The sequence below is a fragment of the Streptomyces kebangsaanensis genome, assembly GCF_001906585.1.
GTDB lineage: Bacteria > Actinomycetota > Actinomycetes > Streptomycetales > Streptomycetaceae > Streptomyces > Streptomyces kebangsaanensis.
On record NZ_JUJA01000006.1, the window covers coordinates 1 to 13,259 of the forward strand.

13 protein-coding genes and 1 pseudogene are annotated in these 13,259 nt (G+C 71.7%); 11 read left to right on the forward strand and 3 right to left on the reverse strand.

Annotation, left to right across the window (positions count from 1 at the left end):
* The 8 genes and pseudogenes from RH94_RS00095 to RH94_RS00130 form a co-directional block, all read left to right on the forward strand.
* Positions 1-181, forward strand: a pseudogene (locus RH94_RS00095) (BMP family ABC transporter substrate-binding protein); the annotation flags it as partial.
* A 236-nt stretch (positions 182-417) separates the two neighbouring features.
* Positions 418-2,013, forward strand: coding sequence for an ABC transporter ATP-binding protein (locus RH94_RS00100; RefSeq protein WP_073945635.1), 1,596 nt, complete (start codon positions 418-420; stop codon positions 2,011-2,013).
* Positions 2,010-3,140 carry an ABC transporter permease gene (locus RH94_RS00105; RefSeq protein ID WP_073945636.1) on the forward strand — a complete coding sequence of 377 codons (1,131 nt, stop codon included), beginning with the start codon at positions 2,010-2,012 and terminating at the stop codon, positions 3,138-3,140. The genes RH94_RS00100 and RH94_RS00105 overlap by 4 nt, the downstream gene beginning before the upstream one ends.
* Positions 3,137-4,399, forward strand: a complete 1,263-nt coding sequence (locus RH94_RS00110; protein WP_073945637.1) for an ABC transporter permease — start codon at positions 3,137-3,139, stop codon at positions 4,397-4,399. Before RH94_RS00105 ends, RH94_RS00110 begins: the two co-directional genes overlap by 4 nt.
* Positions 4,396-4,818 carry a cytidine deaminase gene (locus RH94_RS00115; protein ID WP_073945638.1) on the forward strand — a complete coding sequence of 141 codons (423 nt, stop codon included), beginning with the start codon at positions 4,396-4,398 and terminating at the stop codon, positions 4,816-4,818. Before RH94_RS00110 ends, RH94_RS00115 begins: the two co-directional genes overlap by 4 nt.
* A gap of 85 nt (positions 4,819-4,903) precedes the next feature.
* A complete protein-coding gene (locus RH94_RS00120; protein WP_199880833.1) occupies positions 4,904-6,181 on the forward strand; it encodes a thymidine phosphorylase in 1,278 nt (425 codons plus the stop codon).
* A gap of 94 nt (positions 6,182-6,275) precedes the next feature.
* Positions 6,276-6,860: a Uma2 family endonuclease gene (locus tag RH94_RS00125; protein WP_073945640.1), complete on the forward strand. Its 585-nt coding sequence runs from the start codon at positions 6,276-6,278 to the stop codon at positions 6,858-6,860.
* Between the two features lie 35 nt (positions 6,861-6,895).
* On the forward strand, positions 6,896-7,288 hold the full coding sequence (locus RH94_RS00130) for an STAS domain-containing protein (protein ID WP_073945641.1): 393 nt from the start codon (positions 6,896-6,898) through the stop codon (positions 7,286-7,288).
* Here the strand turns inward: RH94_RS00130 and RH94_RS00135 are convergent.
* The gene (locus RH94_RS00135; protein WP_073945642.1) at positions 7,205-8,185 is read right to left on the reverse strand and encodes a sigma-70 family RNA polymerase sigma factor; all 981 of its coding nucleotides are present in this window, start codon (positions 8,183-8,185) and stop codon (positions 7,205-7,207) included. The genes RH94_RS00130 and RH94_RS00135 overlap by 84 nt on opposite strands.
* 121 nt (positions 8,186-8,306) lie before the next feature.
* Positions 8,307-9,605, reverse strand: a complete 1,299-nt coding sequence (locus RH94_RS00140) for an MFS transporter (protein WP_073945643.1) — start codon at positions 9,603-9,605, stop codon at positions 8,307-8,309.
* 63 nt (positions 9,606-9,668) lie between these two features.
* On the opposite strand from RH94_RS00140, the gene RH94_RS00145 reads away from it, so the two are divergent.
* The gene (locus RH94_RS00145; RefSeq protein ID WP_073945644.1) at positions 9,669-10,622 is read left to right on the forward strand and encodes a LysR family transcriptional regulator; all 954 of its coding nucleotides are present in this window, start codon (positions 9,669-9,671) and stop codon (positions 10,620-10,622) included.
* A gap of 99 nt (positions 10,623-10,721) precedes the next feature.
* Here RH94_RS00145 and RH94_RS00150 read toward each other — a convergent pair whose 3' ends face one another.
* Positions 10,722-11,480 carry an alpha/beta hydrolase gene (locus RH94_RS00150; protein WP_073945645.1) on the reverse strand — a complete coding sequence of 253 codons (759 nt, stop codon included), beginning with the start codon at positions 11,478-11,480 and terminating at the stop codon, positions 10,722-10,724.
* Positions 11,481-11,592: 112 nt separating this feature from the next.
* Here RH94_RS00150 and RH94_RS00155 point away from each other — a divergent pair, with 112 nt between their 5' ends.
* Both RH94_RS00155 and RH94_RS00160 read left to right on the forward strand, forming a co-directional pair.
* Positions 11,593-12,756: an adenosine deaminase gene (locus RH94_RS00155; protein ID WP_073945646.1), complete on the forward strand. Its 1,164-nt coding sequence runs from the start codon at positions 11,593-11,595 to the stop codon at positions 12,754-12,756.
* 128 nt (positions 12,757-12,884) lie between these two features.
* Entirely contained in the window at positions 12,885-13,205 is a 321-nt protein-coding gene (locus RH94_RS00160) for an ATP-binding protein (RefSeq protein ID WP_073945647.1), read from the forward strand.
* Positions 13,206-13,259 lie beyond the last annotated feature (54 nt).

Genomic DNA, 13,259 nt, shown 5'->3' on the forward strand with positions numbered 1-13,259 from the left:
CGCCAAGTCGGTCAAGGACGGCAAGCCGCTGTCCGGCGTGATCCGCGGCTCCCTCGCCAACGGCGGTGTGAGCCTCGCCGACTCCAACCCGGTCTTCAAGGACAACGCCGACCTCCAGGCCGCGCTGAAGAAGGCCGAGGACGGCATCAAGAACGGCTCGATCAAGGTCAAGGACTCCTGACCGGATGGTCGTAGACCGGTCGTAGGCCCGCAGCGGGCACGGCCGGAAAGGGCGCCGCGGCGGCGGCGTCACGGTCGCTGGACGGGGTGTGCGGTACGCGTGAGGACCCGCACCCCGTTCACGGCAGAATGCTCGGAACGGATCGGGAATGAACCAAGATCGATCAGGTCCGGGCACTGTTTAAAGTAGGGGCGCTACGCGCGTAGAGCGGCCCCTTTCCCCAAGGAGAGTGCGCCATCGACGCGTCCAGCAGCCCTCCGCCCACCGCTCAGTCGCCAGTCGCGGTGGAGCTCACGGGCATCACCAAACGGTTCCCCGGAGTCGTCGCCAACCACGACATCCACCTGGCCGTCCGCAAGGGCACCGTGCACGCCCTCGTCGGCGAGAACGGCGCCGGCAAGTCCACCCTGATGAAGATCCTCTACGGCATGCAGAAGCCGGACGAGGGCACCATCGCGGTCGACGGCGAGCAGGTGGGCTTCGGCAGCCCCGCCGACGCCATCGCCCGCGGCATCGGCATGGTCCACCAGCACTTCATGCTGGCCGACAACCTCACCGTGCTCGAGAACGTCGTCCTCGGCAGCGAGAAGCTCCACGGCATCGGCGCGGGCGCCCGCAGGAAGATCAGGGAGATATCCGACCGCTACGGCCTCGGTGTCCGCCCGGACGTCCTGGTCGAGGACCTCGGCGTCGCCGACCGCCAGCGCGTGGAGATCCTCAAGGTCCTCTACCGCGGCGCCCGCACCCTCATCCTCGACGAGCCCACCGCCGTACTCGTCCCGCAGGAGGTCGACGCGCTCTTCGACAACCTGCGCGAACTGAAGGCCGAGGGCCTGTCCGTCATCTTCATCTCCCACAAGCTGGGCGAGGTCCTGTCGGTCGCCGACGAGATCACCGTCATACGCCGGGGGACGACGGTCGGCACGGCCGTCCCCGCCGAGACCACCCCGCGCCAGCTCGCCGAGATGATGGTCGGCAGCGAGCTGCCCACCCCCGAGACCGCCGAGTCCACGGTCACCGACCGCCCGGTCCTCACCGTCGACAGGCTGCGCCTCCAGGCCGAGGGCGGCCGCGCCGTCCTCGACGACATCGGCTTCACCATCCACGCCGGCGAGGTCCTGGGCCTCGCGGGCGTCGAGGGCAACGGCCAGACCGAGCTGATCGAGGCGCTCATCGGCCTCAGGTCCGCCGACTCCGGCACGATCACCCTCGGGGACGAGGACATCACCCCCTGGCCCACCCGCCGCCGCCGCGAGTCCGGCATCGGCTACATCCCCGAGGACCGCCACCGCCACGGACTCCTGCTGGAGGCCCCGCTGTGGGAGAACCGCATCCTCGGCCACGTCACCGAGCGCCCCAACGCCAAGGGCTTCTGGCTCGACCCCAAGGGCGCCCAGGAGGACACCCGCCGGATCGTCCAGGAGTACGACGTCCGCACCCCCGGCATCGACGTCACCGCCGCCTCCCTGTCCGGCGGCAACCAGCAGAAGCTGATCGTCGGCCGTGAGATGAGCCACCGGCCGAAGTTCCTGATCGCCGCCCACCCCACCCGCGGTGTGGACGTCGGCGCCCAGGCCGCGATCTGGGACCACATCCGCGAGGCCCGCCGCGAGGGCCTGGCCGTGCTGCTGATCTCCGCCGACCTCGACGAGCTGATCGGCCTGTCCGACACCCTCCGGGTGATCTACAACGGGCGACTGGTCGCCGACGCCGACCCGGCCACCATCACCCCCGAGGAACTGGGCTCGGCCATGACGGGTGCCGCGTCCGGCCACCTGGAACACACCGAAACCACCGAGGAAGACGCCGGTCCGGAGGACGAGGCCCGATGAAGAAGTTCGACAAGGAGCGGGTGCTCCTCGCGGTGGCCGGCCCGGTCATCGCGCTCGTCGCGGCGATCCTGCTGACCTCGGTCGTGCTGATCGCCTCGGGCAAGAGCCCGATCGAGCCGTACACCCTGATGCTCGAGCAGGCGTCGTTCTCCGACGTCCAGGTACTGATCATCAACCAGGCGTCGATGTACTACCTGGCGGCGCTCGCGGTGGCCGTCGGCTTCCGCATGAACCTGTTCAACATCGGCGTCGACGGCCAGTACCGGCTCGCCGCGATGATGACCGCCGTCGTCGGCGCCCACGTCGCCCTGCCGTCCTTCCTGCAGATCCCGATGCTGCTCCTCGTCGGCATGCTCACCGGCGCCTTCTGGGCCGGTGTCGCCGGCGTGCTGAAGGTCACCCGGGGCGTGAGCGAGGTCGTCGCCACGATCATGCTCAACGCCATCGCCACCAGCCTCATCGGCTACCTCACCCTGAAGGACGTGTGGGGTGTGCAGGTCGGCAACAACATGACGACCGGCATCATGAAGGAGTCCGGCTGGGTCACGGGCATCGACCTCGGACCGGAGGTCGGCAAGATCTACGGCCTGGTCTTCCTCGCCGTCGCCATGGGCGTCGCCTACTGGATCGTCCTCAACCGCACCCGCTTCGGCTTCGACCTGCGCGCCACCGGCGGGTCGGAGACCGCCGCCGCGGCCTCCGGCGTCGACGCCAAGAGGATGGTGCTCACCGCCATGCTGATCTCCGGCGCGGTCGCGGGCCTGTCCGGCCTGCCGCTGCTGCTGGGCGACGCCCACACCTACAGCCTGAGCTTCCCGACCGGCCTCGGCTTCACCGGCATCACCATCGCCCTGCTCGGCCGCAACAACCCGGTCGGCATCGCCTTCGCCGCCCTCCTGATCGCCTTCCTCGACAAGGCCTCTCCCGCCCTCGACTACGCCACCCCGGTCGCGTACGAGAAGGAGATCGCCACGATCATGCAGGGCCTGATCGTCTTCGCGGTCGTCATCTCCTACGAGGCCGTACGCCAGTGGGGTCTGCGCCGCCAGCAGAAGCAGGTCGGCCTGGAGCTCGCCGTGGCCGCCGCCCAGAACAACTCCGAGAAGAAGGAGGTGGCGGCCCGATGACCACCGCGACCATCGCCAAGCCGCAGGCCAAGCAGCCCGGCAGGGGCGGCCGCCGTGTCTCCCTCCCCGTACTCCTGCTGATCATCGCGGGCGTACTGGTCCTGACCTCGATCGTCCGTCTGATCACCGGTGCGGACGGCATCACCTCGACCGGCCAGATGTCCACCGCGCTGCGCCTGGCCGTCCCCATCGGCCTCGCGGGTCTCGGCGGCCTGTGGGCCGAGCGGGCCGGCGTGGTCAACATCGGCCTCGAGGGCATGATGATCCTCGGCACCTGGTTCGGCGCCTGGGCCGGCTACCAGTGGGGCCCGTGGGTCGGCATCGCCTTCGGCATCGTCGGCGGCGCCCTGGGCGGGGTGCTGCACGCCATCGCCACGGTGACGTTCAACGTCAACCACATCGTCTCCGGTGTGGCCATCAACATCCTGGCCCTCGGCAGCTGCCGCTACCTGTCGAAGTTCACCTTCGAGCACGCCCCGCAGGGCTCCTCCAAGCAGTCCCCGCCGGTCGAGTCGCTGGGCAGCTTCTCCGTCCCCGGCCTGTCCGACTGGCTGCACACGCTCAACACCAAGCACTGGTTCCTGGTCTCCGACGTCGCCGGCCTGCTCGGCGGACTGATCACCGACCTGTCGCCGCTGACCGTCATCGCGCTCGCCCTCGTCCCCCTCACCTGGTGGGTGCTGTGGCGCACCGCCTTCGGCCTGCGGCTGCGCTCCTGCGGCGAGAACCCGGTGGCCGCCGAGTCGCTCGGCGTCAACGTCTACAAGTACAAGTACCTGGCCGTGATCATCTCCGGCGGCTTCGCGGGCCTGGGCGGCGCCTTCCTGTCCCTGGTGGCCTCGAACGTCTACCTCGACGGCCAGACCGCCGGCCGCGGTTACATCGGCCTCGCCGCGATGATCTTCGGCAACTGGATGCCGGGCGGCCTCGCCCTCGGCGCCGGCCTGTTCGGTTACACCGACAGCCTGAACCTGCGCGGCGGCACCCACAACGTGCACGCGCTGATCCTGCTGCTGGCGATCCTGCTGGTGTTCGGTGCGGCATACCTGGTGTGGAAGAAGAAGCTCGTGCCCGCCGTCGTCACCGCCGTGATCTCGGCGCTGATGTTCGTCTGGTACCTCGGCACCAACGAGGTGCCCAAGCAGGTCGTGACCGCGACGCCGTACATCGTCACCCTGCTGGTGCTGTCCCTGTCGGCACAGCACCTGCGGATGCCGAAGGCGGACGGTCAGCCGTACCGGAAGGGACAGGGCAAGTGAGCTCGGGCACCCCGGACACCCCGGACGCCACGACGGTCGACTGGGCGGCGCTGCGGGAGGAGGCGCGCGCGGCGATGTCCCGCGCGTACGTCCCCTACTCGAACTACCCGGTCGGCGTCGCCGCCCTGGTCGACGACGGCCGGACCGTCACCGGCTGCAACGTCGAGAACGCCTCCTACGGACTCGGCCTGTGCGCCGAGTGCGGGCTGGTCTCGCAGCTGCAGAACAGCGGGGGCGGCCGGCTGACGCACTTCACGTGCGTGGACGGCAACGGCGACGTCCTGGTGCCGTGCGGGCGCTGCCGCCAGTTGCTGTACGAGTTCGGCGGGCCGGACCTGCTGCTGGAGACCCCGGCGGGCATCCTGCCGCTGTCGGAGATGCTGCCGCAGGCCTTCGGCCCGGGCCATCTCGCCAAGTAACTCCCGGGCGGCCCGCCCGAGCCCCTCGGGGCCGGACGGGCCGCCCGGCCCCTTCGCACCCCGGAAGGAAACGAATCCCATGGCCATGGACGCCATCTCCGTCATCCGCACCAAGCGGGACCGCGGTGAGCTCAGCGACGAGCAGATCGACTGGGTGATCGACGCGTACACCCGCGGGGAGGTCGCCGACGAGCAGATGTCCGCGCTCGCGATGGCCATCCTGCTCAACGGCATGAACCGGAGCGAGATCGCCCGCTGGACCGCCGCGATGATCGCCTCCGGCGAGCGCATGGACTTCTCCGCCCTGTCCCGCCCGACCGCGGACAAGCACTCCACGGGCGGTGTCGGCGACAAGATCACGCTGCCGCTGGCCCCGCTGGTCGCGGCGTGCGGCGCGGCCGTCCCGCAGCTGTCCGGCCGCGGCCTCGGCCACACCGGCGGCACCCTGGACAAGCTGGAGTCCATCCCCGGCTGGCGGGCGCTGCTGTCCAACGAGGAGATGCTGTCCGTGCTGGACGGCGTCGGCGCGGTGATCTGCGCGGCGGGCGACGGGCTGGCGCCCGCGGACAAGAAGCTGTACGCCCTGCGCGACGTGACCGGCACGGTCGAGGCGATCCCGCTGATCGCCTCCTCCATCATGTCCAAGAAGATCGCGGAGGGCACCGGCTCGCTGGTCCTGGACGTGAAGGTCGGCACCGGCGCCTTCATGAAGACCCTGGAGGACGCCCGTGAGCTGGCGTCCACGATGGTCGGCCTGGGCACGGACCACGGCGTGCGGACGGTCGCGCTCGTGACGGACATGTCGACCCCGCTCGGCCTGACGGCGGGCAACGCGCTGGAGGTCCGCGAGTCGGTCGAGGTCCTGGCCGGCGGCGGCCCGGCGGACGTGGTCGAGCTGACCCTCGCCCTCGCCCGCGAGATGCTGGACGCGGCCGGCCTGAAGGACGCCGACCCCGCCAAGGCGCTGGCCGACGGCTCGGCGATGGACGTCTGGCGCCGCATGATCGCCGCCCAGGGCGGCGACCCGGACGCCCCCCTGCCCACCTCCAGGGAACAGCACGTCGTCAAGGCCCCGTCCTCCGGCGTCCTGACCCGCCTCGACGCCTACGACATCGGCGTCGCGGCCTGGCGCCTGGGTGCCGGCCGCGCCCGCAAGGAGGATCCGGTCCAGGCGGCGGCGGGCGTCGAACTCCACGCCAAGCCGGGCGACACGGTGACGGAGGGCCGGCCCCTGCTGACCCTCCACACCGACACCCCCGAGCGCTTCGAGTACGCGCTCCAGGCGGTCGGGGGCGCGTACGACATCGCGCCGGCCGGCACGGACTTCACCGCCTCGCCGGTGGTGCTGGAACGTATCGCCTGACCTGCGCTTTCCTCTTTCGGGTGAACGGGATCGGTGGACCTCCACCGGTCCCGTTCGGCATGCTGGGATCGGTGACGACCGATAGGAGACCGCCGTGAGCGCACTCACCGTCAGCCATGATCCCGAGCAGGGCTGGGACGACCTCGTCCGGTTCTGGGAGGAGATGGAATGGCCCGAGGGCAGCAAGGTGGAGATCATCGAGGGGATCATCACCGTGTCACCTGCTCCCGCGTACCGCCACAACGTGATCGCGGCCCGTATCCAGCGCCGCCTTTACTCCGTGATCCCCGAAGACTGGGAAATCTTCCAGACGCTGGCGATCGCCGTGCCCTCGCGGCTGGGCATGCTCATCCCGGACCTTGTGGTGGCCCCGGTGCGAGAGCACACGGAGGCGGACACCCACATCCCGGCCGCCCTGGCCGAGCTCGTCGTCGAGGTGACGTCCAAGTCCAACGCCCGACACGACCGCATCAGCAAGCCCGCCGCCTACGCCACCGCGGGCATCCCGCTCTACCTCCTGGTCGACCGCTGGGCCCCCGACGGCCCCACCGCGACGCTCTACGGAGAGCCGAGGGGCGACGTCTACCGTCCACTGAGCAGCGCCAAGTTCGGCGAGCCCCTCAAGCTCCCCGCCCCCTTCGACCTCGTCATCGACACCGCCGAGTTCCCGGTCGACTGACCCCGGCCGGGCAAGTCGCCTCACCCCCGCGCGCGATGAGTTGCGCCCGGCCCGGCGGTCTACCGACCGTGGATGCCAGGACACCTGCCGTGCTCGTGCTCGCCGGCCCCGTCACCCGGGAGGAGGCGGCGGGGCTGTGCGAGGACGTGCGGGCGCTGCTGGAGGGGACCCGGGCCGGGGTCGTGGTGTGCGATGTGGGCGGGCTGGGGCCGCCGGGGCTCGGCGCCGTCGATCTGCTGGCGCGGCTGCAGCTCGCCGCCCGGCGGGCCGGAGGCCGCATACGGCTGCGCGACCCCGGCCCGGGGCTGGGCGCCCTGCTCGACCTGGTCGGCCTCCGCTTCGAGTCAGAGACGGGGCGGCAGTTCGAACAGGGGGAACCAGCGCCGGGTGTCGAGGAAGCAGTGGAACCCGGTGATCCGGCCCCCTGACACCTCCAGCACCTGCACCGCCCACGGCGTGAAGCCGCCCTCGTCCGGGTCCGGCTTGTACTGGGCGAAGCCCGGCAGCCCGTTGGCCCGCACCGGCAGCAGCCGGGAGTTCGCGCAGGCGGCGCCCAGCGTCGCCATGAAGCCCGTGATGTCCGCCGAGCCCGTCAGCCACAGGTCGAACGGCGGCATCGTCATCACCGCGTCCTCGTGCAGCAGCGCGGTCAGCGCCGTCATGTCGTACCCCTCGAACGCCTTCACATAGCGCTCCAGGAGCCGCTGCTGCTCCTCGTCCAGCGGGTCCGACACGGCCGCGTCGGCGGCCCGGTCGCGCCGCTCGGCGAGCGTGGCACGCGCCCGCTGCAGCGCGCTGTTGACCGAGGCGACCGACGTGTCCAGCAGCTCGGCGACCTCGCTCGCCCTCCAGGCCAGCACCTCGCGCAGGATCAGCACCGCCCGCTGCCTGGGCGGCAGCTGCTGCAGGGCCGCCATGAAGGCCAGCCGCACCGACTCCTTGGCGACCGCCGCCTCCGCCGGGTCCTCGACCGCCGGCAGCACCCGGGCGTCCGGCATCGGCTCCAGCCACGTGTGGTCCGGGCGCGGGGACAGCGCCGCGCGGGCCAGCGGCGTGGACTCGGTCAGGTCCATCGGCCGGGCGCGCTTGTTGCCCGCCGCCAGCAGGTCCAGGCAGACGTTCGTCGCGATGCGGTAGAGCCAGGAGCGCAGACTGGAGCGCCCCTCGAACCTGTCGTGGCTCCGCCAGGCGCGCACCAGGGTGTCCTGGACCGCGTCCTCCGCCTCGAAGGACGAGCCGAGCATCCGGTAGCAGTAACCGGTCAGCTCGACCCGGTACTTCTCCAGCTGCTCGGCGAGGTCCGTCGTCGCCGTACCGTTTCCCATCGTCCACCCACCCCTGTGGCCGTCCTGTCCGGTGCGCGTCGTCACGCCCAGCACTTCGGAAGCTACCGCGGGGCACTGACAACGGCCCTCGGAGCGGAAGGGCCGGCAGGTCGGGTGGCGTCTACGCCGGTACCAACTCCCTGCGCGCCGCCACGCGCGCCGCCCGCGAGCCGAGCACCGTGATCGCCACGACGCCCAGCACCGCCAGCAGCCCCACGCCGACCGTTCCCGCCCAGCCCTCGGAGTGGAAGGCCATCGCGCCCACCGTGCTGCCCACGCTGGAGCCGATGTAGTAGGCGGACTGGTAGAGCGCCGAGGCCTGGGCGCGGCCGTGGGTGGCCGTCCTGCTGACCGCCGAGGAGGCGACCGCGTGCCCGGCGAAGAAGCCCGCCGTGATCAGGACCAGGCCCAGCAGCACCGGCGCGACCGACCCCGGCAGGGACAGCAGCAGACCCGCCGCCGTCGTGGCGCCCGCCAGGTACAGCGCACCCCTGCGGCCCAGCCGGCCCACCAGCCGGCCCGCCGTCGACGCCGACACCGTACCCACCAGGTACACCAGGAAGATCGAGCCGACGATGCCCTGGGGGAGGGAGAAGGGGGCCTCGGTCAGGCGGTAGCCGATCACCGTGTAGACGCCGCCGAACACCGTCATGAACAGCGCGCCGATCGCGTACAGGCGGCGCAGCAGCGGGTCGGCGAGGTGGTCGCGGACCGTACGGGCCACCGTGCGCGGGCGCAGCGAGCCCGCCGTGAAGTGCCGCGGCGCCGGCAGCAGCAGGCGGAAGGCCACCGCGCACCCCACCGCGACCACGCCGATCACCCCGACGGCGACCCGCCAGCCCCACTCCTGGGCCACCCAGCCGGTGATGACCCGGCCGCTCATGCCGCCCACGCTGTTGCCCGCAACGAACAGGCCGATCGCCGTGACCAGCGCCCTGGGCCGGACCTCCTCCGCCAGATACGCCTGCGCCGACGCCGGCACACCCGCCAGCGCGGCACCCTGCAGCGCCCGCAGCACCACCAGCGCGCCCAGCGACGGCGCGAAGGGCACCAGCAGCCCGACGGCCACCGCGACCGCCAGCGAGGCCGTCATGACCGTACGCCTGCCGAAACGTTCCGACAGCGCGCTCATCGGAAGGACGAAGAGCGCCAGACCGCCGGTCGCCGCCGCCACCGTCCAGCTCGCCTCGCCCGCCGCCACCCGGAACTCGCCGGAGATCAGCGGCAGCAGGGCCTGCGTGGAGTACAGCAGCGCGAAGGTCGCGACGCCGGCGAGGAAGAGGGCCAGGTTCATCCGGCGGTAGCCGGGGCCGCCCGGGGCCGTGCGGGAGTCGGAGTCGGGGAGGGTGCCGGGGAAGGGGCCGGGGGTCGGGGTGACGGCGTCCACGGCGGTGGACGCCCCGGTATGGGCGGAAGTCATGCTGCGACCGTAGGAACACCCGCACTCATCCGTCCAATGCACGGACTTGCCATAATCGTTCCCATGGTGCATCAGCAGAGGTCGCAGGGGTGGCTGTCACAGACCGGTGACACAGAAGACATCGTCACGCTGCTCGCGCCGCGCCTCGCGCACTTCGCCGGCGTGGCCCGCACCGAGCACGTCACCCGTGCCGCGCAGGAGATGCGGGTCCCGCAGTCCACGCTGTCGCGGGCCATGGCCCGGCTGGAGGAGGACCTCGGCGTCGACCTCTTCGCCCGCCGGGGCCGCACCGTCTCCCTGACCCCCGCGGGCCGCGCCTTCCTCGCCTCCGTCGAACGCGCCCTCGCCGAGATCGGGCGCGCCGCCGACGAGGTGCGCGCCGACGCCGACCCGGCCACCGGCAAGGTCGCCTTCGGCTTCCTGCACACCATGGGCGCCGAGACCGTGCCCGGCCTCATCCACGCCTTCCGCGCCGACCACCCCCGCGTCCGCTTCAGCCTCGTCCAGGACTACGGCGAGGCCATGCTGAAGCGGCTGCGGGCCGGCGAACTCGACCTCTGCCTGACGTCCCCCGTGCCGGACGCGCCCGACCTCGTGGCCCGCCGCCTGGACGAGCAGAAGCTGCGCCTGGTCGTCCCCGCCGACCACCGCCTCGCCGCCCGCCGCCGCATCCGCCTGGCGGAGGCCGCCGACGAGACCTTCGTGACCCTGGAACCCGGCTACGGTCTGCGCCGCATCACCGACGACCTGTGCCGCGAGGCCGGCTTCAAGCCGCGCGTCGCCTTCGAGGGCGAGGAGGCCGAGACGCTGCGGGGCCTGGTCGCGGCGGGCCTCGGGGTCGCCCTGCTGCCCCCGCCGGCCGTCCCCCGTCCGGGCGTCGTCGAACTGACGGTGACGGCCCCGCGCGCGGTCCGGGAGATCGGCGTGGCCTGGCTGGAGGGGCACCCGGACACACCGCCGGTGACGGCCTTCAAGAAGTTCCTGCTGGCGAAACGAGGGAAGCTGCTCCCCACCTGAGCGGAGACGTCTCCTGCCCCCGGCCCGGGCGAGGGCACCTCCCGTCCCGGCCCGGCGAGGACGGCTCCCGTCCCGTCCCGGCCCGGGCGAGGACGCCTCCTACCGCAACGTCCTGCCGAACCCCGCCGCCAGCGGCATCCGCAGCCCCAGCGGCGGCGGAGCCGCGAGCGCGTCCTGGACCGGCCGCGAGAACGCCCGCCCGAACAACGTGCCCATGACGAAGTCCGAGGCGAGCGCCACGACTTCGTCCCGGTACTGCCGTAAGCCGTGTCCGTCGGCGTGGACTTCGAACCGGCACACGTCCCGGTTCACCTTCTTCGCCCGCTCCGCGAACCGGAACGACCGCCCGGGGTCGGCCCGTTCGTCGTTCGTGCCGTGCACGATCAGCACCCGGCGCCCGACGAGATGCTTCACCGGTTCGGACGCGGCCGCCGCGCCGTCCCCGGGCAGCCAGGGCGCGATCGCCACCACGGAGCCGACGGTCTCGTGCCCGCCCGCGTGCAGCGCGGCCCGGCCGCCCATGCCGAGACCGGCGAGACACACCGGCACGTCCCCGTAGCGCCGTACGACCTCCTCGACGGCCCACGCGGCGTCGCGGGCCGTATGCGCCTCGCCGCCGTTCCAGCCGCGGTAGCGGTAGTGCACCACGTGGACGGCCAGGCCCTCGTCGCGTCCCAGCCGGGCCAGCCGGCGCCCCAGCGCGCGCACCGAGGCGGCCGCCCGCACCGGCGAGGGCCTGCGGCCGGACACCTCCTGGCCACCCGGGAGCAGCAGCACCGCTCCGCCCACCGCCGCCGGCTCCGGGCCGAGCGTCCTCCCCAGCCGGGCCGTGCGAACCGGCGTCGCCTGCTCTGTCATGACAGAACAGTCTCAGAAGCAGCGGTGTACGCCACCCGTCCGGGCGGTCACCGTTACATATCGACGGATGTGTACAGGGGTGATCTACGCGCGTAGGCGTTACAGTGCGGAAATGACGAGCCAGACTGCCCACGTGGGGAACACCCCGAGCTCGGACCAGATCCGCCGGGCGCCCAAGGTTCTGCTGCACGACCACCTCGACGGCGGGCTCCGCCCGGCCACGATCGTCGAACTCGCCCGCGACACCGGGTACGCCCAACTCCCCGAGACCGACCCGGAAAAGCTCGGCCTGTGGTTCCGGGAGGCCGCCGACTCCGGTTCCCTCGAAAGGTACTTGGAGACCTTCTCGCACACCGTCGGCGTCATGCAGACCCACGACGCCCTCGTCCGGGTCGCCCGCGAGTGCGCCGAGGACCTCGCGGCGGACGGTGTCGTCTACGCCGAGGTGCGCTACGCCCCCGAGCAGCACCTGGAGGGCGGACTGAGCCTGGAGCAGGTCGTCGAGGCCGTCAACGAGGGGTTCCGGGAGGGCGAACGGGCCGCGCGGGCGGCCGGCCGGCGCATCCGGGTCGGTGCCCTGCTCACCGCCATGCGGCACGCGGCCCGCTCCCTGGAGATCGCCGAACTCGCCAACCGCTACCGGGACTCGGGCGTCGTCGGCTTCGACATCGCGGGCGCGGAGGCCGGCCACCCGCCCACCCGGCACCTGGACGCCTTCGAGTACCTCAAGCGGGAGAACAACCACTTCACCATCCACGCCGGCGAGGCCTTCGGCCTGCCCTCCATCTGGCAGGCGCTGCAGTGGTGCGGCGCGGACCGGCTCGGGCACGGGGTGCGCATCATCGACGACATCCAGGTGCACGAGGACGGCACGGTCGAGCTGGGGCGGCTGGCCTCGTACGTCCGCGACAAGCGCATCCCGTTGGAGCTGTGCCCCAGCTCCAACCTCCAGACCGGCGCGGCGTCCTCGTACGCCGAGCACCCGATCGGGCTGCTGCGGCGGCTGCTGTTCCGCGCCACGGTCAACACGGACAACCGGCTCATGTCCCACACCAGCATGAGCCGGGAATTCGAGCACCTTGTCGAGGCGTTCGGTTACACGCTCGACGACATGCAGTGGTTCTCCGTCAATGCGATGAAATCAGCGTTCATTCCTTTCGATGAACGACTGGCGATGATCAATGACGTGATCAAGCCCGGGTACGCGGCACTGAAATCCGAATGGCTGTTTAAGGGAACCGCGTCCACCAGCGGTTCTGTGGGACCGGAGGGCTGACCGAGGGGAGAAGGGGAGCGAGTGATCTTCACAATCCGTCCGCATTCCCGTGTTTGCGGCGGATGGCCCGACGTGTTTACGGTCGTGGACCGCTCAGTTCCCCGTCTTCCATTCAAGGACGCATTTTCATGAAGCAGTCTGCCGCCAAGACCCTCGGTGTCGCCGCCCTCGGTGTCGCTTTCGCCGCCGTTGGCGCGGGCGCCGCGAACGCCGCCCCGGCCGCACCGGACGCGGGCCAGGTGCTCGGCTCCGTCAGCAAGGCGCTCCCGACGGAGAACGTCAGCAAGACGCTGCCGACCGGCCAGGCGCTGAACCAGGCCCAGCCCACGGTCCAGAAGGGTCTCGCCGCCGCGCAGCCCGTCGCCCGTGACACGCTCGGCAACGGCCCGGCCAAGCAGGTCGGCGGCCTGCTCGGCGGCCTGCCGGTGAACGGGCTGCCGCTGGGCTGAGTCGGCTGCCGCACGACCGGGGCGCACCCCTCGCGCAGGGGGCGCCCCGTATTA

Coding starts and splice junctions, on each gene's coding strand:
- RH94_RS00105 (WP_073945636.1), top strand. CDS start 2,010: ATGAAGAAGTTCGACAAGGAGCGGGTGCTCCTCGCGGTGGCCGGCCCG.
- RH94_RS00110 (WP_073945637.1), top strand. CDS start 3,137: ATGACCACCGCGACCATCGCCAAGCCGCAGGCCAAGCAGCCCGGCAGG.
- RH94_RS00120 (WP_199880833.1), top strand. CDS start 4,904: ATGGACGCCATCTCCGTCATCCGCACCAAGCGGGACCGCGGTGAGCTC.
- RH94_RS00130 (WP_073945641.1), top strand. CDS start 6,896: ATGAGTTGCGCCCGGCCCGGCGGTCTACCGACCGTGGATGCCAGGACA.
- RH94_RS00135 (WP_073945642.1), bottom strand. CDS start 8,185: ATGGGAAACGGTACGGCGACGACGGACCTCGCCGAGCAGCTGGAGAAG.
- RH94_RS00140 (WP_073945643.1), bottom strand. CDS start 9,605: ATGACTTCCGCCCATACCGGGGCGTCCACCGCCGTGGACGCCGTCACC.
- RH94_RS00145 (WP_073945644.1), top strand. CDS start 9,669: ATGGTGCATCAGCAGAGGTCGCAGGGGTGGCTGTCACAGACCGGTGAC.
- RH94_RS00150 (WP_073945645.1), bottom strand. CDS start 11,480: ATGACAGAGCAGGCGACGCCGGTTCGCACGGCCCGGCTGGGGAGGACG.
- RH94_RS00155 (WP_073945646.1), top strand. CDS start 11,593: ATGACGAGCCAGACTGCCCACGTGGGGAACACCCCGAGCTCGGACCAG.
- RH94_RS00160 (WP_073945647.1), top strand. CDS start 12,885: ATGAAGCAGTCTGCCGCCAAGACCCTCGGTGTCGCCGCCCTCGGTGTC.